Source organism: Streptomyces sp. NPDC001903 (assembly GCF_042891345.1).
In the GTDB taxonomy this organism is placed as follows: Bacteria; Actinomycetota; Actinomycetes; order Streptomycetales; family Streptomycetaceae; genus Streptomyces.
In genome coordinates, this window is record NZ_JBIASZ010000021.1 from 60,093 (window position 1) to 81,555 (window position 21,463).

Genomic DNA, 21,463 nt, shown 5'->3' on the forward strand with positions numbered 1-21,463 from the left:
TCCCGCTCCCACCACCGGAAGGCTCCGCCATGCCGCGTAACCGCCGCCGAGCCGCGCTCCTGCTCGCCGCGCTGTCCCTGTGCACCCTGCCGCTGGTCCAATCCGCCCCGCACGCGGAGGCCGCCGGGCCCGCGCACTGCGCCCCCGGCGCCCTCCCCGTCCACCCCGGCCCGTCCGACGGCGCCCCGCAGGGCCGGCTCGTCGCACTCCGGCCCGATGCCGGGCCCCTCGGCGGCGGCACCCAGGTCACCCTGTCCGGCGCCGACCTCACCCCGTACACCCGGGTGCTCTTCGGCGCCCTCGGGCCCGACGGCTGTTTCACCGGCCGGGAAGCCGCGAACGTGGTGGTGCTCAGCGAGACCACCGTCCTCGCCATCGCCCCCGAATGGCCCACGGCGGCCACCGTCTCCGTCTACGCGGCCACCCCCTGCGGACAGCTCACGAATCCACTCCCCTACACCTACCTCGGGTAAGGACGGAAATGGAAATGGACAGGCCGAAACCGCAGAAGCCGGATGATCCGGAAGCACTCTCCGACGAGGAGATGATGAAACTGATCAACGAAATCCTCGACAGCGTCCCACCCGAGCAGGCCGAGGACTGCCTCCTCGCCATCGCCGACGGGCGACCGGCTCCCCACGGCGTTCCGGTTGAACTGACCCCCGCCCAGGCGAACAACCTTCTTCTCTTCCTCCACAGGGGCGGCGGCTGAGTCCGCTCCCGGCCCCCGCTCCTCGTCCCTCGCCCCCGCAGAGGGCGCGGCACCGGGCGGCGGCCGGGCCGGTACGTCATGGTTGCGTCACCGGAGCGGCACAGCGCTGTACCTGCGGGAACCCCTGCGGGCCGCTTCGCCGTGCCTGTCGGCGTGCGGGCCGGCGGCGGGACCGGTCGCAACCCTCGGGAGGTTCCCCATGCAGTACACAGCAGGCGTCCGACGGACCGCGTCCGCGCTGGTGGTCGTTGCCACGGCTGCCGCCCTGATGACGGGCTGCACCCCGTCGGGCGAGGCCGGCGCGGCCGGCGAGCCTTCGCAGTCCGCCCAGTCACCGGCCCCCGGGGCCGCCGCGGGCGGCAGCAGCTCCGGCGGCACGGGGCAGGCGAAGCCCGCCGCATCCGTCTCCCCCACCGCGTCCGGCGGTAAGACGAAGCCCTGCACGAGCGACGACGTCAAGGTCGCGGAGGCCCGCCAGGCCGCCGTCCGGCCGCCGGGCACGGGAACCGGCGCCGCCGTCGTCGCCGTCGCCAACGTCTCGAAGAGCGCCTGCACGCTGCAGGGATTCCCCACCGTCGCGGGTGCGGGCAACGGGTCCCCCGACAAGAACGTACCGCTCACCACGACCCACAGCGGCTCGGCGGCCACGGTGTCCCTGGCCCCGGGTGCCCGTGCCTGGACCAAGCTCACCTTCGTCAACGTGCAGGGCGAGGCCGACGGATACTGCGTGTCCGGCGCGACGCCCGCCTCGTTCCCCACGCTCGTGGTCGGGGTCCCGGGCGCGGGCGCGCACCAGACGGCCCTCGTCGACGGAGTCCTCGCCCTGTGCGACAACAAGGCCACGGTCACGGCCTATTCGGCGACGAAGCCCTCCTGAGGCGAGCCGTCCGCGTCGTACGGGGCTCCGGACCACCGCCGCTTCAGGCAGGTGCCGCGGCCGACAGTCGTCCGCCCGTCACCCAGATGCGCGACATCGCATCGGCCAGGGCGGGATACCGGGCGGCCTCGCAGATCATTTCCGAGAGGACGAGCATTCCGTGCGCGGTGCGCTTCGGATCGCGGTTCCGGTGCAGCCAGGTGACCGCGTTGCCCAGGGGCCGGCGCCCGAGGAAGATCCCCATGCGCCGCACGGCGGCGGCCGTCTCCAAATCGGAGCGGTCTCCGCCGAACGGCAGGACTTCGGTTCGGCGGATCCCAGGTGGCGCAGTGGAGTTCCGCACGTGGCGGACGCATGCCTCCTGGGGGGCCTGCCCATTCTCGAAAGTGTTGCGGAATCCGACGATGCGCATGCCGGCGTCCTGCAGGCGGAGCTCGATGTAGAGCTCGATCGACAAACCTCGAAGGTGAATACGCATCGGCAGGTAGGCCATTTCGCCCGGCCTTCGCGAGGCTCCGCCGAAGAATCCCTGAGCATTCTCTGCCCTCGACCGGATCGTCGAGGTCAGGAGCTGATACTCGTCCACTGAAGCGTACGCCGGGGAAAACGACACCGGTTTCAGCATGGCCACCCGCATCACAGGAGACCACAGGATATCGATCGTCTCCGCTGTAATCCGACGACGATCGGATCGATCCCGCCGTATTCGCGCATGCGCAACCACCGCCTTCTACGTACTCCCCGTCCCAGGGTTCGGATCGGTCCGATCATTTGTAGTCGCCCTTGTGGCGGACGGGCGCATAGTTGGCCTCTGATGCTAAGAATTCGGAGCGTGCGTGATCCCGCCGACCGGGGACCGCACGCCGAACCACTGCTCGGCGCCGTACTCCTCGAACCGCTCCACCTCGGTGAACCCCAGCTTTTCCGCGAGACGCACCGAGCGGGTGTTGGCGGTCTGGGTGCAGAGCACCACCGGCTCGCCCGGAATCGCCCCGGCGAACCAGTCGAGTGCCGCCGTGCACGCCTCGGCGGCGTACCCGCGTCCCCACGCCTGCGGCAGGAGCATGTAACCGAGCTCGGCCTCGCTCGCGCCCGAGAGGACGTGGCCGGGACGCCCCGGATCGCGCCGGTCGATCGAGACCGTGCCGATCATCGCCCCGTCGGCCTCGACCACGAATACACCAGGGCGGCGCCCCGGCACGGCAGGTACCTCACGTTCGAGCTCATCCCGCGATCGCGGACCGCCGAGGTAGGTGCGGACCTCCGGCGAGGCGAACAGCTCGATGAACGCGGCCCGGTCTCGGGCCACGGACTGGCGGAGCACGAGCCGCTCGGTCTCCATCGGGGCGGGTGGCCAGGCGAGGAATCCGAGCTCAGTCATGGCGGGCAACCTATCGCAGCCCCGTGAGAGTGGCCCGAAGGCGAAGGCCCGAAGGAAAAGGCCGGTAGGAGAAGGCCGGTAGGAGAAGGCCCGGCCGGGTGGGCGGCCATTCAGCCGGTGGGGAAAGAGGGCCGGCCGGACCCGGCGTGGCGTTCGGGGGGGTGCGGGCGCCCGTACACTCGGCCCATGAACCGCACACGCGTCACGGAGGAGTGCCTGCCGCAGGCCGCTCCCGCCGCGCGTGCGGCCCGTACCGACCGGACGGGCGCCCGCTCCCGGACCGCCGCCGACGGCCAGGCCCCCGCGGTCGGCCGCTGTGCCCCGCACGGCCACGGCTAGCGCTTCCCGCCCTCCCCCGTCGGCCTCTCTCCCCCCCACCCCGTTCGGGCCCTCCCGTTCCCCTTCCCGGGACGGCCCACCTCCGGCACCCCTGCCGGACCACCGCGCCCCGACCTTCCCGGTCCCGTCGCCCGGGGCGACCCCTCGCCCCTCACCCCATCACCGCGGTACCGGCGATCCGTCGGCGCTGCCGCCGTTCCCGAAGGGACCACCGTGAAGTTGAGCGGGTTGCTGACCGGCCACGAGTACCACGTCATCCAGGGGGACGCCGCCTCGACGCGGATCACCGCGGGCACCACCTTCGACGTCGACCGGGTCGTGCCGGGCTCGCTCTTCATCGCCGTACCCGGTCACCGCGGAGGCGGCCCCGCAGCCATCGGCGCGGCGCTCGCGCGCGGGGCGGTGGCCGTGCTCGTCGACGCGGCGGGAGCCGCCACCGTGCCCCCGCAACGCGAACTGCCGCCCGCGGTGTGCGTCGTACGGGTGGCCGACACCCGCAAGGCCGCCGCCGTCGCCTCCTCCCGCTACTTCGGCGAGCCGGGGCGGCACATGGACGTGGTGGCGGTCACCGGGACCAACGGGAAGACCTCCATCTCGTACATGGTCGAGTCGCTGCTGAGGATCTCCGAAGGCGCCTCGGTGGGCGTCATCGGAACGGCGGGCAGCAGGATCGGCGACGAGGTCATCCCCATGCCGCCTTCGGTCCTGACCACTCCGGAATCGCCCGACCTGCAGTACCTCTTGGGCCGCATGCGCGACCAGGCCGCGAGCAGCGTGGTACTGGAAGCCACCTCGATGGCGCTGCAGACGTACCGGATGGACCGCACCTTCGTCGACGTCGGCGTCTTCACCAATCTGACCCAGGACCACCTGGACGACCACGGCACGATGGACCGCTACACGAACGCCAAACTCCGGCTGTTCCAGGGGCTCTGCCGGCACGCGGTGGTCAACGTGGACGACGCGGTGGGAGCCGGGATCCGGGCGATGATGCCGGGCGCGGTGACGACGTACGGACTCGACGCGGAGGCCGACTTCCACGCCGCGGACCTGGTCGCGGACGCGTCCGGCACGCGGTTCACCCTGCACCACGCGGGCCGCGCGTACCCCGCGACCATCCCGGTCCCGGGCCGGTTCTCCGTGTCCAACGCGCTGGCGGCCGTGGCGGCCTGCCGGGTCCTGGGGCACGACCTGGACGGACTGGTCGCGGCTCTCGCGCAGATGCCGCCCGTACCGGGCCGGTTCGAGCGCTTCGTGACCCCCGCCGGGACCTCGGTGATCGTGGACTACGCGCACTCGCCCGACTCCCTCGACAAGGTGCTCACGGCCATCCGGGGCTTCGCCCGCGGCCGGATCATCACCGTCTTCGGCTGCGGCGGCGACCGGGACACCACCAAGCGGGCCGAGATGGGCCGGATCGCCGGAACCCACTCCGATCTGTGCGTGCTGACCTCGGACAACCCCCGCACGGAGGACCCCGAGGCGATCCTGGACCAGATCGCCCCCGGCATCGCGGCCACCGGCACCCCGTACGAACGCTCCGCCGACCGGCGCAGGGCCATCGGGTTCGCGCTCGCCGCCGCACGGCCCGACGACATCGTCCTGATCGCCGGAAAGGGCAGCGAACCGCACCAGATCGTGGGCGAGGAACTCCTCCCGTTCAGCGACATGGCGACCGTACGCGACCTCGCCGGAGCCGACCTGACCGCCTGACGGGCGCACGTGCCGGATCCCGTGTTCGCGTTCCCGGAATCCGCGTGCGCGCGATCACGTCGGGGCATCTTCCGCTGAGCCCGGGTCGGCGAGATCAGGCGTCGTCCTCTTCAGGTCCGACGTGGCGAAGGACGGTCTCGTGCTCGCCGGCGGCGACGAGCCCGTCGATGACCTTGACCATCGACGGCAGACCCGCTTCACGGACGATGAGGCCGTCCCAGCACCACCAGTAGTCGCCTTCTGGTTCGCCTGCCTGCCGCTGGCGGTCCATGATCCGGTGCAGCACCTCGTCGAGAGTGAACACGGTTCCGGACCAGCGATCGCCGTCGTCGCGGACGACCCACATGCTCTCTCCTTAGCCCTCTGCCGCACGCCCCACGCCACCCGGCGGTTCAGGCCTCCTTGGTGGCGTTCAGGCGGGCGATGTCCGCGGCGTACGCGGCGGTGCGGAGCGTCGAGGTTCCCGACACGTACATGCCGGTACCGAGGACGGCGAAGGGGAGGGAAAGCAGGAGACCGGCGGTGATGGGGCCCCAGTCACGCTCGGCATCGCAGCGCTCCCCCGTGTCCGAGCGGTAGGACACGGCGAACCTCCCGTTCTGGTGGAAGGCGCGGGACTCGCACGCGACGGACTTGAGGTGCGCGCCCTGGTCCGCGCTGAACGGGAAGACGAGCAGGTACCCCAGCCAGAGCCAGATGAGCACGGCCACGGCCATCAGCCCCCGTCCCCAGCCCTGTTGGCGCAGGCCCCGCACCCGGAACTCCCTGTCGTAGATCTGCGCCAAAGAGTTCATGGGGGTGACGTTCATGGGAGTGAACCTAGCGCAGGCCGCCGCAGTGGCATCACCCGCCCGGCGGAACGCGGCCGTGCCGTCGAGCCGGCCTTGGTCAGGGTGCGATCGGGTGCCGGGCCAGGAAGCGGGCGAGGGGTTCGGCGACGGGCCGGGACCGTTCGATGTGGAGCAGGTGGCCCACGCCGTCCACGACGCACTCCTCGACTTCGGGCACGGCCGAGCGGAGGAAGGCCGCGACCTCGACCCACAGCGGTCGGGTACCGCTGCCGAGCACGGAGAGCACCGGTTGCCGGATCGCCGCGGCCTCGTCGGGACCGAACCGCCACTCGGCCAGGGCGGGCAGCTCGACTCCGAAGAACGTGTCGGCGTCCTTGACCGCCTGCTCGAAACTGCCCGGCACCCGCTCGTCGAGCAGGTCACGGCAGCGATCCGGGTCCAGCCCGCTGACCAGGGACAGGAACAGCCCGAGGGCGCGTTCCGCGTCCCCCTCCGCGTACGCCTCGAACGCCGGCGCCGCCTGCTCGAAGAACGCAGCCCCCGCGGGCACGGACAGCAGGGAGAGCTCCAGCAGGGCGACGGTGGCGACGCGGCCGGGATGGTCCTGGGCCATCTGGGCGGCGACTGCCGCGCCGCTCGAATGGCCGGCCACATGGGCGCGGTCGATGCCGAGCCGGTCGAGCAGCGCGACCGCATCGGCGACGTGGTCGGCGACGGAGACGGGCCCGGGGGTGTGGGTGCTGCCGCCCCAGCCCCGCTTGTGGTAGCGGACGAGCCGGTAGCGCTCGGTGAGCGCCGGTTCGGCGAGGAGTGGTGCGAACCCGTCGGAGATGACCGGGCTGATGAACAGAACCGGCTCCCCGGTCCCGCGGATCTCGTATTCCAGCCGGATGTCGTTGACCGTGACGGTGTCCATGATGTCCTCCGATGCGGTTGTGGCTCACCATGGAGGCGTAAGCGGGATGCTTACCGCCGTAACCGTCTCGACCCGGGACCGAAGGAAGCCGCAGTGACCGATGCCACCGGCGAGGGATCCGCGCTGGAGCGGGCGCGGAACGCCGCGGCCCGTGGGGCATGGGCGGACGCCTACGACGGCTATCTGGCGGCCCGGCAGGAGGGCGGGCTCGGCCCGGCGGAGCTCGCGGACTTCGCCGGCGTCGCGTACGCCGCGGGGCACCTCGACGTCACGATCGAGACCTGGGAGCGCCTCCACGCCGAGCTGTCAGGGCTCGGCGAGGACAACGCGGCCGCCGGGGCCGCGGTACGCGTCGCCATGCACCTGTTGTTCGACACCGCCCTCATGGCACCCGTACGGGGGTGGCTGCGTCGCGCGGAACACCTGCTCGACGCTTCGGCGGCGACTCCCGCTCACGCGTGGTTCGCAGCGGTACGAACGTACGAGCGTCTCCTCAGCGGCGACCTCGACGCGGCTCGGGACTGGGCCGGGCGGGCGGTCGAGACCGGCTCGCGCACCGATCCGGCGGCGGCCGCGGTCGGGCGCGTGGCGCAAGCCAGGCTGGTGATCCTCGACGGCGACGTCGAGCGGGGTCTTGAGCTCCTCGACGATGCGGGAACGGCGGTGATGTCGGGGAACCTCGACGCGCTGTCGACCGGTGTCGTCTACTGCGAGCTGGTGTGCGCGCTGCAGGGCATGGCCCAGTACGACCTGGCCGAGCAGTGGACCGACGCGATGGACCGCTGGGCGGGAACGAACGCGATCGGCAGCCTCCGCGGCCGGTGCCGGGTGCACCGGGCCGAGATCCTGCGCCTGCGGGGCCAGTGCGCGCATGCCGAGCAGCAGGTGCTGCTGGCCTGCGACGAGCTGAGCCCGTACGTGCGGCGAGAGCTGGGCTGGCCGCTGACGGAACTGGGCCGGATCCGGCTCCGGCGCGGCGACCTCGGCGGCGCCGAAGAGGCGCTGCTCGCCGCGCATCGCCTGGGGTGGGATCCCGAACCGACGCTCTCGCTCGTACGGCTGGCGGGAGGCGAGGCCGACAGCGCGGCCGACGCGATCCGGGAGGCGCTGGCCCGGCCGCTGCCGGTGCCGTCGAAGGAGCTGCCGCCCACCTCCGAGCTGCGGCGGGCGCCGCTGCTGGACGCGCAGGTCACGATCGCCGTCGCCCGCCGCGACCAGGAGACGGCGCGGGCAGCGGCGCGGGAGCTCGGGGAGGTGGCCGCCCGCTTCCGCAGCAGCGCGCTCGCCGCCTCGGCGCTGCGCGCCCGGGGCGAGGTCCTGCTCGCCGAGGGCGATACGGACGGTGCGTCGGGGTTCTTCGCCGATGCCGTTCGTGCCTGGAGCGAGGTCGGGGCCCCGTACGAGACGGCCGAGTGCCGGCTTCGGCTCGCGGACGCGCAGCTCGCCCTGGGCAATCTCCAGACCGAAGCCCTCGAACGGGAGGCGGCGCGTGCCGAGTTCGAACGGATCGCCCGCGCGCCCGCGGCCGACGAGCCGCAGGCGGACACGGCGGAGTCGGGCAGGGCGGGGCCGGGCTCGGCCGAGCCGGACACGGCGGGGCAGGACACGGCGGGGCCCGACACCTTCGTCCGGGAGGGCGAGTACTGGAGGGTCGTCTTCGAGGACCGGCGCCTGACCGTCCGGGACAGCAAGGGCATGCACCACCTCGCGCGGCTGCTCGCCGCGCCGGGCCGGGAGTTCCACGTCCTCGACCTCGTCGCCGCCGACAGCGACGACCCCGGCGCCGTCGCCGGACTCGCCCGCGTCGGCGACGCCGGTCCCCTCTTGGACGCCCGCGCCAAGCAGATGTACCGGCGGCGGCTCGCGGAGATCGAGGACGACGTCGAGGAGGCCCGTGCCGACCACGACCTCGCCAGGCAGGAACAGACCGAGCTCGAACGGGACTTCCTGATCGATGAGCTCGCCCGTGCCGTCGGGCTCGGCGGGCGCGACCGGCACGCCGGCGCAGCCTCCGAACGGGCGCGGGCCGCCGTCACCCAGGCCGTACGCAAGGCCATCGGCCGCCTCCGCGATGCCTGCCCACCGCTCGGTGACCACCTGGACCGCACCGTCCGTACGGGGACCTACTGCGCCTACGTGCCCGACCCGCACGCCCCGTCCCCGTGGTCCACCTGAGGTGTGACCGCCCGGGGCCGGTCATGGCCGCCGCTACGGAGAGACGTGGCTCCCGGGGTCGTGATCGGCGGCGGGCGAGATCTGCCGCATGAGGCTGATCATGTCCGGAGCGACCCACTCCTCGGCGATCTTGTCGCCCTCGATGCGGTAGACCTCGATGCTTGCGAAGCCGACCTGCCGGCCCGTCGCCTCGATCTGCTGGAACGCTCCCTGATGCGTTCCCTCGAAGCGGAGCAGCACCGTCACCTTGTCGCCGACGCCGAAGATGTCCTGGATTTTGATCTTCAGGTCGGGAAAGGCGTCCTTCATCGCCTGCGTGCCCAGCCGCCAGACGTCACGGCCGATCAACGGCGCGGCACTGCCCGGGACATTGGCGATGAAGTCCTGCGTCAGCATCTGCTCGGCCGCGTCGAGGTCGCCGCTCTCCACCGCCCGGTACGCGGTGCGCAGCAGGGTGACGTTCTTCTCGGGCGCGGTGCTCATCTCGATGTCCTCTCTGAGGGCCGTCCCGCGAGCTCGGTGATTGCTCCGGGCGGGATGCCACCCAGTACAGACCCTGACGTCGCGGCAAGGTCAAGGGAGCTCGGAGAACGCCGGAGCCAACGTGGCCGCGGCGAGTTGCCACTTCGGATCACTGAAGGCGCTGTGCGACGTGGCGATCGAACACGCGCGCTCGCGGCCGGGGGCCGCTCGAGAGCCCCGACGGCAGGCGGTGCGCGTCCTGGCTGTCGATCCGGGGCACCTTCACCGGGCCGGGCCGGGCCGGGCCGGGCCGGGCCGTCCCGGCCGGAAGTCATCGGCGGCGATCAGGTGCCACGACGCAGCGGATGGAGACGTGTCGCCGTGCGGACCAGGTCGGCGACGGCTCTGGACCGACTGTGCGGCGGCCATGCGATCACGGTGGTGACTGGCGGCGCATCCAGCACGGGCACGGCGGCGAGGTCGTCGTGCAGTTCGGCTCGGCACGACTCAGGGGAGACCGCGCAAGCGCGGCCGAGAGCGACGAGCTGCAGCAGCTGCGCGTGGTCGCGCACCTTCGGTCCGGGGCCCGGCGGGTAGGTGCCGTCGGGGTCGGGCCAGCGCGGCAGCGGCAGGCCGGGCAGCTCGCCGATGTCGGCCATGCGCACATGGGGCCGGGCCGTGAGCGGATGCCCTGCCGGCAGGACCGCGACCTGATTCTCCGTGCCGAGTTCCTCGGTGTCGAAACCGGCCGTCGAGTCGAACGGCCGGTGCAGCAGCGCCACGTCGGCCCGGCCCTCCCGCAGGAATCGCTCCTGCTCGGCCGGACCACACAGGATGACGTCGACGGCAACCGCGCCGGGTTCGGCGGCGTACGCGTCGAGCAGTCTCGCCAGCAACTCTCTGGACGCGCTGGCCTTCGTGACGAGGACCAGGCCCGGACGGCCGGGCGCGGAAGGCGCGGCGCGGCGGGTCCGGCGCTCGGCCGCGTCGACCGCGTCGAGGGCCGCCCGGCCCTCGACGAGCAGCACCGAACCGGCGTCGGTCAGCGTGACGGTGCGGCTGGTCCGATCCAGAAGTGCCGTCCCCAGCCGGCGTTCGAGCTGCTGGATCGCCCGCGACAGGGGCGGCTGCGAGATCCCGAGCCGCTGCGCGGCACGCCCGAAGTGCAGCTCTTCGGCGACGGCGACGAAATATCGCAGTTCCCGGGTCTCCATGCGGTTATGCCACTCCGGTTCCATACCCTGACGGTATCGATGACCACCCTATCGGTCTTGGACCCCCGCCGGGGCACGAGGGCAGCATGGCCCCATGAGCGAACGAAAGATTGCGCTGGTCACCGGCGCGAACAAGGGAATCGGCTACGAGATCGCCGCGGGCCTCGGCGCCCTCGGCTGGAGCGTCGGCGTCGGCGCCCGCGACGACCGGCGGCGTACGACCGCGGTGGAGCGACTGCGCGCGGCCGGCGTCGACGCCTTCGGCGTCCCGCTGGACGTGACCGACGACGCCAGTGTGACCGCTGCCGCACGACTGATCGAGGAACAGGCCGGACGCCTCGACGTGCTCGTCAACAACGCCGCCATCACCGGCGGGGTGCCGCAGGAGCCCACCCTGGTCGACCCCGCCACCATCCGGGCGGTCGTGGAGACCAACGTGATCGGCGTCATCCGCGTCACCAACGCGATGATGCCGCTGCTGCGGCGCTCCACCTCACCGCGGATCGTGAACATGTCCAGCAGCGTCGGCTCCCTCACCCGGCAGTCGGGAACGGCTGCCGAGCAGACGACGGGGCCGGTGGCCGTCGCGTACGCGCCGTCCAAGACGTTCCTGAACGCCGTCACCCTCCAGTACGTCCGGGAGCTGAGCGGCACGAACATCCTGATCAACGCCGGCTGCCCCGGCTATGTCGCCACCGACCTCAACGGCTTCCGCGGCGTGCGCACCCCCGAACAGGGCGCGGCCATCGCCGTCACACTCGCCACGCTGCCCGACGACGGTCCGACCGGCAAGTTCTTCAACGACGCCGGAGAAGTGCCCTGGTGATCGAAATCGAAGCGGTCGCGGCGCCCTGACCGCCGCGCCGGACCGCGTTACCCGGACAGTTCCGTCCACAGGTCGAGGAACGCCCGCAGTGGCGCGCTCGGCCGGGTGCCTCCGCGCCACACGAACACCTTCCGCAGTCGGATGGCGGGCTCCAGCGGTACGACGTCGAACCGCGGGGCCGCGGCGAGGACGGGACTCGCGTGGGAGGTGAGGGCCGTGCCGATCCCCTCGGCCACCAGCGCGAGTTGGAGGGCGGCGTCGTTCGTCGCGTACGCGATGTCCAGCCTCAGTTCCTGCGCGGCGAAGGCCTCTCGGATGTACGCGTGCACGCCGCTGTCGGGGCCGTAGCTGATGACCGGGCCCCGGACCGCCTCGTCGAGGGTCATCGCAAGGCCCGCCAGGTTCGCGGGCCGGCCCCCGGCGGGGAGGACCGCGACGATCCGGTCCTCCAGGAGCACGCGCGAGGCGACCCCGGAGGGATCGCCGTCCGGCGGTCCCGCAACCACGGCCGCGTCGATCTCCCCGTCGCGGACCTTCCCGAGCAGGGCGGGGCTCGACGCCCCGATGAGACTCACGGCGACGCGCGGATACCGCCGGTGGTACTCCCCCAGCAGCCGGGGAACCCCGGTGCCGTCCAGACCGCCGACGGTGCCCAGCGCGAACGAACCGCCGAGCCCGTGCCGCAGGCGGCACCACAGCGGCATGCCGAACCACAGCCAGACCACAGCTCGGTTCGCATGTCGCAGCGGAAGACGACCCTGTGGAAGGGGACGGGGGCGGTGAGGAATACGCCCGCGCCGAAGGCCACCAACAGGGTGAGGACGTACTGACCGGCCTGGAATTCGGTCAGGGCCGAGAAACGCGGGCTGAAGGCGAAGGTCATCAGGAATCCCAGCAGGATCTGGACTCCGGTCCGGGCCACGCGCACTTCCTGCAGGAGCTCGGCGTACGCCTTGTCCTGGTCCTGCTCCAACCGCTCCTCGCTGCCGGCGAGAGCGGCCGCAGCGGGCGGGGACATCAGGGGCGTACGCGGGGTGTGCTGCTCGGGAACCGGCCGAAGCGTCGGCCTCTTGCTCGTCAGGGCCATGACGATGCCTCTTCCATGGGGGCGGCGTGAGGGCGGCGACGGTCAACAGGAGGCGCCTCGCCACGCGAGATGCCCACCTGTCGTACATTCGCCGAAGTTCCGGTGAACGGAGCACGCCGCCCCCTGGCCGACGGTTCACCACGGCCCGTCCCCCGGGTGATACCTCGTCACCTCGCGACCGGAACCGTGTCGTGCGTCGCCGGCGACAGCGGTACGAACCCCTGCTCCTCATGGCGCCGAGGTAGGGTGCACCGGTGCAGCGGATCTTGGTGGTGGGTGTCACCGGTGCGGGCAAATCCACGCTCGCCCGAGCCTTGGGTCGTCATCTGAGGTTGCCCTACCACGAGATGGACGCGTTGTATTTCCACGGCCCCGACTGGGCCGTCAACAACAGGTTCTCTGAAGACGTATCGACGCTCACCACCGGGACTCGCTGGATCATCGACTCTGTCGGCTATCCGGAAGTCCGTGACCTGCTGTGGGACCGGGCCGACACCGTGGTGTGGCTGGACTACCCCAAACGCGTCGTCATGCCCCGTGTCCTGCGCCGGTCCTTCCGGCGCACCGTCACGCGCGAGGTCCTCTTCGGAGGCAACAGGGAAACCTGGACCGACTGGCTGAGCCGGGAACACCCCGCCTGGTGGGCCTGGTCGCAACACGGAGCCCGCCGCCGCGAGGTCGAACGCCGCATCCACGATCCCCGCTTCGCGCCTCTCGACGCCCTCCGCTTCGCCCACCCCGACGAGACCTCCGCCTGGCTGGCATCGCTTACCGCCTCGTCACCGGGAAACCGGCACTCCCACCGGCACGCCTGATCACCGGTTCTGTCCTTCATCGCATCCGGCGGCCCCAGGACACGTTTGCGCACCGCGATCCGGGCCAAACGCGCAGGGCAAGCAGTTCCCCGCACCCCAGGGAGTGATCAGCTGTGTCGAAGGACGAGAAGGGCCGGGCCAAGACCGAGCAGGCCAAGGGCAAGCTCAAGGAAACGGCCGGCCGCCTGGTGGGCAACGAGCGACTGACTGCCGAAGGCCGCGGCGAAGCGGCGAAGGGCGATGCCCGCCAGGCCAAGGAAAAGATGAAGGACATGTTCAAGCGGCGGTGACCTGACCTCGCCGCAGAGCGGTGCCTCGGTCCCGAACCCGTCCGGGTTCGGGACCGAGGCATGTCCGGGGCTTCCCGCCCACGGCGATCCCGAGTCGGTCGCCCGCGCGTCAGCGGGCCAGCAACTCGTCGAGGAGCTTGTCCACGTCGAGGAACTCCTCCCCCGCGCCGGTGACGGCGTACGTCTGGTGCAGGAAGTCCGTGAGCGCGCGGGCCTCCACGAAGAGCACGGCGTCCCCTTGCCCCTCCCCGGCGAGCCCCCGCAAGGCGACGCGGAGCTCGTCGACGCCGGCCGCCCCGTGGGGACGGAACACGACGTCTCCCTCGCCCACCGGGCGGTGCAGTCCCTCGGCGAGCATCTGCCGGTCGAAGTGCCAACGCGCCAGGACCGTGGGGCCGTCGAGGAACGTGGCCCGCACGGCGTACGGGTCCTCGCCGTCGTACGAGAACCGGGCGAGGAGCGGTACACGGCCCCTCACCGCGTCCAGTTGAACGGTGATCAGGGCAGATGTGAAGGACATCGACGGGCCTCCGGGGTGGGCTGCACGGTGGCACTCGTCTGCCCCGCCTCGCCCTCGGCACACGGCCCGCCACGGGATCGGATTCCGGGGATCCGCGCCGGCGCAGGTAGCCGGAGAGGACGGCCATGGCGGCCACGGCCAGAAGTTCGCGCCGCCGCCGGGGTGGACGGCTGCGGTGGCGCGTCGGCGCTCACGCTGTTTGCCTGGGGGGACCGGCACCCCGCACCCGAGGAGTGATCATGAGCGGCGACAGCCAGCCGAGCAAGCGAGCCCAGCAGATGCGCGCCAGGGCCGAAGAACTGGAGCAGGCGGCGCAGCACTCCACCGATCCCGCAGAGCGGCAGCGGCTGAAGGACAGGGCCATGCGTATCCGTGAGAAGACGGAGCAGGAGAACGGCAGGGGCAGCGGAACCATGGACCCCATGTAGACCAGGCCCACGAGTGACCTGCCGGCGGCGGCCCCGTCACCGACGACCGGCCGGGCAGCCCGGCGCCGGTCTACGGTGCCGTTCAGCGCTTCGGGACAGCGGGACCGGAGGGCAGATGTCGGAGCAGGGCGGGACAGCCGGAGTGGCCCCCGAAAGTGCCCGGCGGCGGGCTTTGAGCCTGGCCGGTCTTTCGGCGGCATCCGATTCCGGGATGGACCGCTTCGCCCGGCTGGTGTCCCGGCTGCTTCGCGTGCCGGTGGCCTTCGTTTCCCTGGTCGAGGAAGACCGGCAGATCCTGCCCGGCCTGTACGGTCTGCCCCACCCGTGGGCAGCCGCCCGCGCCCTGCCGCCGTCGCACGCGCTCTGCCGGAGTGTGGTGGACTCCGGGCAGCCCCTGGCCGTGCCCGACGCGCGCGCCGATGAGCTGCTTCGTACCAGCCCGGCCGTCGCGGACCTCGGGGTCGTCGCGTATGCCGGGATGCCGCTGACCGACGGTGACGGAATCGTCCTCGGCGCCCTGTGTGCCGTCGATCACGAGCCCCGTACCTGGAGTGACGGCGAGCTGCCCGACCTGGAGGATCTGGCCGCGGCATGCTCCGCCGAGCTGTGCCTGCGCATCCTGTCGGCGCAGAGCCGGTCCGTGCAGAAGGTGCTGGAGACCGCACGGGCCGGTGCCGACCGTGCCCGGAGCGACGCGCAGCGCCTGGAGCGCGAGGCGCAGGCCGGGCTGGACCATGCCGAGCTGCTGCTGAGGGCGTCGGAGGAGCTGGCGCAGACGTCGGGGCTGGAGGACGTACGACGGCGGCTGCGGGACCTCTTCGTCGGTGCCGGGGAGCCCTCGTACGTCGGTCTGCTCGTCGCCGAGAAGGACGAACTGCACCGGGTTCCCGACCCGGACATCGAGCACTCGGTGGAGCGCGAGGTCCTCACGATGCCCGTGACCGCGGCGTTCCCGAGCACGCGGGCCCTGCGGGAGCGGCGTGCGGTCTTCGTAGCCGACCGCGAGGCGCTCGTCGCCGACTACGGCTCCGAGGCGGTCGGCTTCTTCGACCGCATGGGCTTCACCACGCTGCTGTGCCTGCCGCTCTGGGGCAGCCGCGGTGTGCTGGGCGTACTCGCGATCTGCTGGGCCAAGCGGCACGAGGTGGGCGTCACCGAGCGTGCCACGCTCACCGCGGCGTCCGGTTACATCGCGCAGGCGGTGGAGCGCGCCCTGTACCTCGACGAGCGGATCTCCGTGGCCCGGCAGCTCCAGGAGGCCATGCTCACCGATCTCCCCCTTGCCGACCCCATCGAGATCAGCGCCCTGTACCAGCCGGCCGCGGTCGGCGACATGATCGGTGGGGACTGGTACGACGCCTACCACCTGCCGCCCGCCTCAGCCGGCGGGCCCGCGGCGCTCATGATCACGGTGGGCGACATCACCGGCCACGACATGCACGCCGCCACGATCATGGGCCAGATCCGCAGCATGCTGCGGCAGGCCACCCTCGACCACCCCCCGTACAGCCCCGCCACCGCTCTGACCGCCCTCGAAGCCGCGTGCTCGGTCCTGCCGGTCGAGGCCGGCGGCACGCTGGTCCACGCACGCCTCGCCCCGGCCGACAACGGCCCCGGCTGGACGCTGACCTGGTCCAACGCCGGCCATCCGCCGCCGCTGCTCCGCGCTCCCGACGGCCGGGTGACCGCCCTCGTGGAGCACGACATCCTCATCCACCAGAACCTCGGGCCGTTCCCGCGCACCGAGGCACGGCGCGACCTTCCGCCGGGCTCCACGCTGCTGCTCTACACCGACGGGCTCATCGAGCGCCGCGGCCACGACATCGATGCCTCCATCGCGCAACTCGTCGCCCTGCTCGCTCGACACGGTGACCTTCCACCGGCCGAACTGCTCCGCCGGATCAGCAGCAGGCCGGCGGACGCTCCTCCCGGCGACGATGTCGTCGTACTGGCGCTGCGCGTTCCCTGATGTCTGCTGTTGTGGCTTGCCGGTTCAAAACCGGGGTAGGCGCCGACCGTGTTCGGCGGATTGTCCGGGCGCGGATCCAAGGAGCAGTTCCATGATTCTCATCCTCGGACTCATCATTCTCATCGCCGCCATCGTCGTCGGTTTGGCCGGGGTATTCGGCAATACCGGTGCGGGGCACGGTCTCGGCGCCGGCGGCGATTTCTCGATATTCGGCTACCACGCGACCGGTTCGACCGGGGCTCTCTTTCTGACCGGGATGATCGTGGGAGCCGTGGCCCTCCTGGGCCTGGCTCTCGTCATCATGGGCACCCGTCGTTCGGCCCGTCGCTCGATGCGGGCCCGACGGGAGCTGGGGACATCACGCCGTGAGGCCACGGCCGTCGAGCGCGAGCACGAACGCGAGCGCGACGACCTGATCAAGCAACGTGACGACGCCCGCGCCGAGACCACCCGTGACGAGACCACCCATGACGACGGGCGCGCAGGGACCGCCGCTCCAGTGGCCGAGACCACGGCTCCGGCGGAGGATGCTCCACGCGGCCGTGGCCGCTGGTTCGGGCACCGAACCGCGCCTCGCTGACAGCGACGGTCCGGAGCAAGCCCCCGGGGCCTTGGCCGATCCTCATCGGCCGAGGCCCTACGACCGTGGCAAGGGCGACCGCAACGCACTGCGGCCCCGGTCCCAGGCCCGGCCGATGTGGGTCGCGAGGCGCTCCTCCAGCAGGACGGTGGCCGCGCACCCGAAGGCGACGTCCGCCTCGAGGCCGGGCTCGTCGGCCAGCAGGCCCGCGACGACCTCGTGGCGTACGACCTGCTCGTGGACGGCGTCGGCCTCCACGTGCTCGGCGTAGAAGTGCTCCGCCGCGGGACCCGCCCCGCAGCGCCGCATGGCCTTGGCCAGGCGCCTGGATCCGGGCGACGAAGTGACCTCGACGCACGCGAAGTGCCCGACGAGAGCGCCGCGCAGGGCCCGGTGGAGGCCGAAGAGGGACATCAGGTTCACGGTCGCGAGCAGGGGCGCGGGAGCTCGGTCCAGGTAGCGGCCGTACCCCGGATCCAGATCCAGGTCGGCCATGAGGTCCGCGAAGAGCCTCGCGTGGATGCGTTCGGCGCGGCCGGCACCGAACTCGTCGTACTCGATGGCCGCCATCGCGGCCTTCGCCCGTCCGGTGAGCCGGGGGACGACCCACAGGTGCGGGTCGGCCTCCTTGAGGTGGTAGAGCGAGCGCAGGGCGGCGTACTCGCGCAGCTGCCACAGCTCGCCCTCGGTCTCGAGACGGTGGCTCAGGCTGCCCGAGAGGTCGACGGGCTCGACGAGCAAGGGGGCGAAGGCCTCCTCGACCGATCGGGGAGCACCGGACAGCTCGGTGCGCAGGGCGTGGAGGAACCGCGTCTCCAGGGCCTGGCGCAGCCGCAGCAGCTCCGGGTCCCACTCGCGCTCGTCGTCCACGCCGGCGAAACCGCGGTAGTGCAGTTCGTAGAGGAGGTACAGCGCGAGTTGGAGGTCCTCACCCCACGGGTCCGCCTTCAGTACCGACCCGGTGGCGTACACCGGCGGGGCGCCCGATCGCAGGGCCTGCGTCACGGCGCGGGACAGCTCGCCCTGCCCCTCGACGAGGCGGGGGCCTCCGGTGGTCGCCGTCGTGCTCGGGCTGGGAGGGGTCATCTCGGGATCCTGTCCTCGGGCGGGGCGTCCGCCCGCTCGCGGCGGCGGTGACTGGTGTCGCACCACGGGTACGTACGGCTGCGACGGCAGGTGCACACCGCGACCATGAAGCGGTCCGAGCGGGCGACCGTCCCGTCGTCCAGGACGATTTCGACCGGACCCTCGACCAGGACCGGGCCCTGCGGATCCACGGAAAGGCGGCGGGCGGGCGCCGCCGCGCAAGCAGCCCGGCACGGGCCGCGGTCATTCGGACTCGGCACGGATGATCACCAGCTCTTCCCACTCCTCGGCTTCCGCCGCCAGCCCCTGCCGCTCCAGCCAGGCTCGTCGCGAACGCAGTACGGGGCCCCACGGCACGGAGGCCTTCGCCGTGACCTCCGCGGCCAGCCCCACCCCGGTCAGCCGGTCGAGCGTCCGCTCGGCCCCGCACATCCCCGAGTGCACCATGAGCAGGACGCCGCCGGGACGCAGCAGGGCGGGCGCGTCGGCGCAGATCCGGTCGATGACCCCGCGCCCGTCCGGACCGGCGTCCCAGGCCCGCTCGGGCCCGTACGAGGGGAGCCGGCGCCCCGGGGCGGGCACGTACGGCGGATTCGTGATGACGAGGTCGAAGCGGGACCCCGCGGTGCGTGCCGCGAAGTCGCCGTGCAGGACGCGGACGGGCAGTCTTCGGCGCAGGGAGTTCAGCCGCGCCGTGACCACGGCGGGCCAGGAGACGTCGACCGCCGTGACCCGGGCTCCCCTGACCGCGGCGTGCAGGGCCAGCGCGCCGGTGCCCGTACCGATCTCCAGGGCGTCCGTGCTCGGCCCCAGCTCCTCCTGGGTGAGGGCCTCGGCGAGGAGAAGGGTGTCCGCCTGCGGCCGGTAGACCCCCGGCAGGGTCATCAGGCCGCCGGGCAGCGCTGGCGGGGACGGCGCCGTACCGAGCGGCCAGCCCAGCCCCTCCCGCAGCGCACCGGGCCCGCTCACGCGCGGGGCCCCTGGTCGCTGGTGCTGCCGTCCGGTGTCTGCCAGGAATCCTCGCGCCCGCGGGCCACGGGATTCTGCTCGGCCGGCCGGGCGGGCGCCCGGCGGCGGGCACTCCTGCGGCTGCCGTACCAGAACGCGCCGACCAAAAGGACGACCACCACCACGCCGGCGAATATGAGGAAAAACGATCCTTGGCCTTCGGCCGCAAGAATTTCGGTAGGAATCATGGCTGGCGCCTACCCGCAATCGGCGGGCTTAAGGAACCTCCCCTCCCGTGATTCAGGCAGAGAAAGGACGGTGTCGTGGGAGCGGCGGCAAAGGGCCGGCATCTCGGCGGATCAGCCCGGCCAGAGGGGGCTGCCCGCGTTCGCCGCACGGTCCTGCGCGGTCACCGCTCCATGCGGCGGCGGTCCTCCTCGCTCCAGGCACGGGTCTCCCGGGGCCGGACATAGGGTTCCGCGCCTTCGGGCAGCCCTCCGGCCATCGCACGCCGGCGCGCCAGTTCCGCGTCGAACTCCAGGCCGAGGAGGATCGCGAGGTTGGTGATCCACAGCCAGACCAGGAAGACGATGACACCCGCCAGGGTCCCGTACGTCTTGTTGTAGGAAGCGAAGGTCGCGGCGTAGAACGCGAAGCCGGCCGAGGCGACCATCCAGATCACCAGGGCCAGGACGCTGCCCGGTGTCACCCACCTGAATCCACGGCCCTTGGCGTTCGGCGCCGCCCAGTACAGCAGCGCGACCATGATCGTGACGAGGAGCACCAGGCCCGGCCATTTCGCGATCGACCACACGGTGAGGACGCTGTCGCCCATCCCCAGGGCGGTGCCCACCTGCCGGGCCAGTCCTCCGGTGAAGACCACGATCAGCGCACTGGCACAGGCGAGGACCATCAGTGTCACGGTGAGCGCCAGGCGCAGCGGCAGCACCTGCCACACCGGACGGCCCTCGGGCATGTCGTAGACGGCGTTCGCGGAGCGGATGAACGCGGCCACGTAACCGGAAGCCGACCAGAGTGCCACGACGAGACCGACGACCGCCATCAGCGACCCGACGCCGCTGCGGCCCTGCAGCTGCCTGACCACGTCACTGAGCACGTCCTGTGCGGAGCCGGGAGTCAGCTGCCGCAGGCTGTCCAGCAGCCGCTCGGTCGTCGACGCGCCGGCCAGGCCCAGGAGGGAGACGAGAACCAGGAGGGCGGGGAAGACCGCCAGCACCGCGTAGTAGGTCAAGGCCGCCGCGCGATCGGCCAGTTCGTCGTTCCGGAACTCCTTGGCCGTGCCGCGCAGTACTGCCCGCCAGGAGCGTGCGGGCAGGTCGGAAAGCTGATCAGGGGCCCGCTCCTCGACCAGCCCGCTCGGCCCAGCCACGCTGTCGCGCTCGGTGCCGGCACGATCGCGGTCACGGTCGCGCTCGCCGCCATGGCCACGCTTCGCAGGGGGTGTCATACCCGTCTGCTGTCCGCTCCAGGGCCACTCATGCCCGTACGGCACGCGGAAACACCCGGTCCGCCGGGGACGCCGGGCGCGGCGCTGCCCGGGCGGGCGCGGCTCCCCCATTGGCTGGCCAGTCGTTCGGGTGCACTCGAGGTCAGGCCGGGATCACGGCGCGACACCGGGTAGGCGTCGTGTATGGACTCTCACACCCCCGGTACCTCGACCACGCCAGGGCCGGCCGCAGTCATCGACACGGCCTCCGCCTGGTGGCTGTCGGCCCTGGACCGGCTCGAGCGGACAACGGTGGCCGACCCTGCGGTCAAGGTGCTCCAGCGGGGAATCCGCTCACTCCCCCTGGGCGGGATGCGCGATCTGCTGCGCGGCAGGCCGCTGGGCCACCCGGTGCATCCCGTGCTGGTGCAGGTACCCGTCGGATGCTGGCTGTCGGCCGCCGTGTTGGACGTCGTACCGGGGACTCGGCGTGCGACGACGACCCTCACCGCCGTCGGACTCGCCGGGGTCGCCCCGGCGGCGGTGGCCGGCTGGGCGGACTGGGCGGACCTTCCTCCCGAGCAGGCCCGGGTCGGACTGGCCCACGCGGTCTCCAACGTGGCCGCGGTGGCCTGCTATGCCGTGTCCCTGGGTTCACGGCTCCAGGGCCGTTCGGCGAAGGCCCGCCTGTGGTCCCTCGGCGGCCTGGCCGCCGTCGCCGTCACCGGCGCACTGGGCGGGCACGTGGCCTACCGGCGGGCCGTCGGAGCCCACCCCGCCACATGAACGAGGCGGGTCCTCCTGCCCGGCCGCGGAGAGTCGGCCGTACACCGGAGGAATCCGGGTGCGTCAAGCGGTGAAAGCGGGGCAGGCGAAGTCCAGGGCGG

The 21,463-nt window shown here is 72.1% G+C and carries 28 protein-coding genes; 13 read left to right on the forward strand and 15 right to left on the reverse strand.

Annotation, left to right across the window (positions count from 1 at the left end; genetic code table 11):
• Positions 1–29: 29 nt before the first annotated feature.
• From ACFYZS_RS33965 to ACFYZS_RS33975, 3 genes are all read left to right on the forward strand, one after another.
• Complete coding sequence (locus ACFYZS_RS33965) at positions 30–473, forward strand: IPT/TIG domain-containing protein (RefSeq protein WP_389021261.1); 444 nt, start codon at positions 30–32, stop codon at positions 471–473.
• A gap of 8 nt (positions 474–481) precedes the next feature.
• Entirely contained in the window at positions 482–712 is a 231-nt protein-coding gene (locus tag ACFYZS_RS33970; RefSeq protein WP_389021264.1) for a hypothetical protein, read from the forward strand.
• Between the two features lie 199 nt (positions 713–911).
• Positions 912–1,589 carry a DUF4232 domain-containing protein gene (locus ACFYZS_RS33975; RefSeq protein ID WP_389021267.1) on the forward strand — a complete coding sequence of 226 codons (678 nt, stop codon included), beginning with the start codon at positions 912–914 and terminating at the stop codon, positions 1,587–1,589.
• 43 nt (positions 1,590–1,632) lie between these two features.
• Here ACFYZS_RS33975 and ACFYZS_RS33980 read toward each other — a convergent pair whose 3' ends face one another.
• Both ACFYZS_RS33980 and ACFYZS_RS33985 read right to left on the reverse strand, forming a co-directional pair.
• Complete coding sequence (locus tag ACFYZS_RS33980; RefSeq protein WP_389021270.1) at positions 1,633–2,226, reverse strand: ribosome-inactivating family protein; 594 nt, start codon at positions 2,224–2,226, stop codon at positions 1,633–1,635.
• A 180-nt stretch (positions 2,227–2,406) separates the two neighbouring features.
• Positions 2,407–2,970, reverse strand: a complete 564-nt coding sequence (locus ACFYZS_RS33985) for a GNAT family N-acetyltransferase (protein WP_389021273.1) — start codon at positions 2,968–2,970, stop codon at positions 2,407–2,409.
• Between the two features lie 186 nt (positions 2,971–3,156).
• On the opposite strand from ACFYZS_RS33985, the gene ACFYZS_RS33990 reads away from it, so the two are divergent.
• On the forward strand, positions 3,157–3,309 hold the full coding sequence (locus ACFYZS_RS33990) for a hypothetical protein (RefSeq protein WP_389021276.1): 153 nt from the start codon (positions 3,157–3,159) through the stop codon (positions 3,307–3,309).
• A gap of 213 nt (positions 3,310–3,522) precedes the next feature.
• Positions 3,523–5,022 (forward strand): UDP-N-acetylmuramoyl-L-alanyl-D-glutamate--2,6-diaminopimelate ligase, encoded by a 1,500-nt coding sequence (locus ACFYZS_RS33995; RefSeq protein ID WP_389021279.1) that lies wholly within the window; start codon positions 3,523–3,525, stop codon positions 5,020–5,022.
• A gap of 94 nt (positions 5,023–5,116) precedes the next feature.
• Here the strand turns inward: ACFYZS_RS33995 and ACFYZS_RS34000 are convergent, their stop codons facing one another.
• From ACFYZS_RS34000 to ACFYZS_RS34010, 3 genes are all read right to left on the reverse strand, one after another.
• Positions 5,117–5,368 (reverse strand): hypothetical protein, encoded by a 252-nt coding sequence (locus ACFYZS_RS34000; RefSeq protein ID WP_389021282.1) that lies wholly within the window; start codon positions 5,366–5,368, stop codon positions 5,117–5,119.
• A gap of 46 nt (positions 5,369–5,414) precedes the next feature.
• On the reverse strand, positions 5,415–5,831 hold the full coding sequence (locus tag ACFYZS_RS34005; protein WP_389021285.1) for a hypothetical protein: 417 nt from the start codon (positions 5,829–5,831) through the stop codon (positions 5,415–5,417).
• A 79-nt stretch (positions 5,832–5,910) separates the two neighbouring features.
• Complete coding sequence (locus ACFYZS_RS34010; RefSeq protein WP_389021288.1) at positions 5,911–6,729, reverse strand: alpha/beta fold hydrolase; 819 nt, start codon at positions 6,727–6,729, stop codon at positions 5,911–5,913.
• A gap of 93 nt (positions 6,730–6,822) precedes the next feature.
• Between ACFYZS_RS34010 and ACFYZS_RS34015 the strand changes: the two genes are divergently transcribed.
• Positions 6,823–8,904, forward strand: a complete 2,082-nt coding sequence (locus ACFYZS_RS34015; protein WP_389021291.1) for a transcriptional regulator — start codon at positions 6,823–6,825, stop codon at positions 8,902–8,904.
• Between the two features lie 33 nt (positions 8,905–8,937).
• On the opposite strand, the gene ACFYZS_RS34020 is transcribed toward ACFYZS_RS34015, so the two are convergent.
• Together ACFYZS_RS34020 and ACFYZS_RS34025 are read right to left on the reverse strand one after the other, a co-directional pair.
• Positions 8,938–9,387, reverse strand: coding sequence for an ester cyclase (locus ACFYZS_RS34020; protein WP_389021294.1), 450 nt, complete (start codon positions 9,385–9,387; stop codon positions 8,938–8,940).
• A gap of 323 nt (positions 9,388–9,710) precedes the next feature.
• Entirely contained in the window at positions 9,711–10,580 is an 870-nt protein-coding gene (locus ACFYZS_RS34025) for a LysR family transcriptional regulator (protein WP_389021502.1), read from the reverse strand.
• Positions 10,581–10,674: 94 nt separating this feature from the next.
• Here ACFYZS_RS34025 and ACFYZS_RS34030 point away from each other — a divergent pair, with 94 nt between their 5' ends.
• Positions 10,675–11,406: an SDR family oxidoreductase gene (locus tag ACFYZS_RS34030; protein WP_389021297.1), complete on the forward strand. Its 732-nt coding sequence runs from the start codon at positions 10,675–10,677 to the stop codon at positions 11,404–11,406.
• A 47-nt stretch (positions 11,407–11,453) separates the two neighbouring features.
• Here the strand turns inward: ACFYZS_RS34030 and ACFYZS_RS34035 are convergent, their stop codons facing one another.
• Positions 11,454–12,092, reverse strand: a complete 639-nt coding sequence (locus ACFYZS_RS34035; protein WP_389021504.1) for a LysR family transcriptional regulator substrate-binding protein — start codon at positions 12,090–12,092, stop codon at positions 11,454–11,456.
• The gene (locus ACFYZS_RS34040) at positions 11,978–12,493 is read right to left on the reverse strand and encodes a DUF6328 family protein (protein ID WP_389021299.1); all 516 of its coding nucleotides are present in this window, start codon (positions 12,491–12,493) and stop codon (positions 11,978–11,980) included. Before ACFYZS_RS34040 ends, ACFYZS_RS34035 begins: the two co-directional genes overlap by 115 nt.
• A 254-nt stretch (positions 12,494–12,747) precedes the next feature.
• On the opposite strand from ACFYZS_RS34040, the gene ACFYZS_RS34045 reads away from it, so the two are divergent.
• The gene (locus tag ACFYZS_RS34045) at positions 12,748–13,308 is read left to right on the forward strand and encodes an adenylate kinase (RefSeq protein WP_389021302.1); all 561 of its coding nucleotides are present in this window, start codon (positions 12,748–12,750) and stop codon (positions 13,306–13,308) included.
• Between the two features lie 113 nt (positions 13,309–13,421).
• Entirely contained in the window at positions 13,422–13,598 is a 177-nt protein-coding gene (locus ACFYZS_RS34050; protein ID WP_389021305.1) for a CsbD family protein, read from the forward strand.
• Positions 13,599–13,707: 109 nt separating this feature from the next.
• Here the strand turns inward: ACFYZS_RS34050 and ACFYZS_RS34055 are convergent, their stop codons facing one another.
• Positions 13,708–14,118: an SsgA family sporulation/cell division regulator gene (locus tag ACFYZS_RS34055; RefSeq protein ID WP_389021308.1), complete on the reverse strand. Its 411-nt coding sequence runs from the start codon at positions 14,116–14,118 to the stop codon at positions 13,708–13,710.
• 239 nt (positions 14,119–14,357) lie between these two features.
• On the opposite strand from ACFYZS_RS34055, the gene ACFYZS_RS34060 reads away from it, so the two are divergent.
• The 3 genes from ACFYZS_RS34060 to ACFYZS_RS34070 all read left to right on the forward strand — a co-directional run bounded on the left by ACFYZS_RS34060 (position 14,358) and on the right by ACFYZS_RS34070 (position 17,095).
• A complete protein-coding gene (locus tag ACFYZS_RS34060; RefSeq protein WP_389021311.1) occupies positions 14,358–14,546 on the forward strand; it encodes a DUF6381 family protein in 189 nt (62 codons plus the stop codon).
• A 211-nt stretch (positions 14,547–14,757) separates the two neighbouring features.
• On the forward strand, positions 14,758–16,515 hold the full coding sequence (locus ACFYZS_RS34065) for a GAF domain-containing SpoIIE family protein phosphatase (protein WP_389021314.1): 1,758 nt from the start codon (positions 14,758–14,760) through the stop codon (positions 16,513–16,515).
• Positions 16,516–16,606: 91 nt separating this feature from the next.
• Positions 16,607–17,095 carry a hypothetical protein gene (locus ACFYZS_RS34070; RefSeq protein ID WP_389021317.1) on the forward strand — a complete coding sequence of 163 codons (489 nt, stop codon included), beginning with the start codon at positions 16,607–16,609 and terminating at the stop codon, positions 17,093–17,095.
• Between the two features lie 57 nt (positions 17,096–17,152).
• Here ACFYZS_RS34070 and ACFYZS_RS34075 read toward each other — a convergent pair whose 3' ends face one another.
• The 5 genes from ACFYZS_RS34075 to ACFYZS_RS34095 all read right to left on the reverse strand — a co-directional run bounded on the left by ACFYZS_RS34075 (position 17,153) and on the right by ACFYZS_RS34095 (position 20,597).
• The gene (locus tag ACFYZS_RS34075) at positions 17,153–18,181 is read right to left on the reverse strand and encodes an iron-containing redox enzyme family protein (RefSeq protein ID WP_389021320.1); all 1,029 of its coding nucleotides are present in this window, start codon (positions 18,179–18,181) and stop codon (positions 17,153–17,155) included.
• Positions 18,178–18,372, reverse strand: coding sequence for a CDGSH iron-sulfur domain-containing protein (locus ACFYZS_RS34080; RefSeq protein ID WP_389021323.1), 195 nt, complete (start codon positions 18,370–18,372; stop codon positions 18,178–18,180). The genes ACFYZS_RS34075 and ACFYZS_RS34080 overlap by 4 nt, the downstream gene beginning before the upstream one ends.
• Positions 18,373–18,424: 52 nt before the next feature.
• Positions 18,425–19,066, reverse strand: coding sequence for a HemK2/MTQ2 family protein methyltransferase (locus tag ACFYZS_RS34085; protein WP_389021507.1), 642 nt, complete (start codon positions 19,064–19,066; stop codon positions 18,425–18,427).
• An 80-nt stretch (positions 19,067–19,146) separates the two neighbouring features.
• Positions 19,147–19,377, reverse strand: coding sequence for a DUF6479 family protein (locus tag ACFYZS_RS34090; protein ID WP_389021325.1), 231 nt, complete (start codon positions 19,375–19,377; stop codon positions 19,147–19,149).
• A gap of 161 nt (positions 19,378–19,538) precedes the next feature.
• Entirely contained in the window at positions 19,539–20,597 is a 1,059-nt protein-coding gene (locus ACFYZS_RS34095) for a YihY/virulence factor BrkB family protein (protein WP_389021328.1), read from the reverse strand.
• 183 nt (positions 20,598–20,780) lie between these two features.
• On the opposite strand from ACFYZS_RS34095, the gene ACFYZS_RS34100 reads away from it, so the two are divergent.
• Positions 20,781–21,362: a DUF2231 domain-containing protein gene (locus ACFYZS_RS34100; protein WP_389021331.1), complete on the forward strand. Its 582-nt coding sequence runs from the start codon at positions 20,781–20,783 to the stop codon at positions 21,360–21,362.
• The last annotated feature ends 101 nt before the right edge of the window (positions 21,363–21,463 follow it).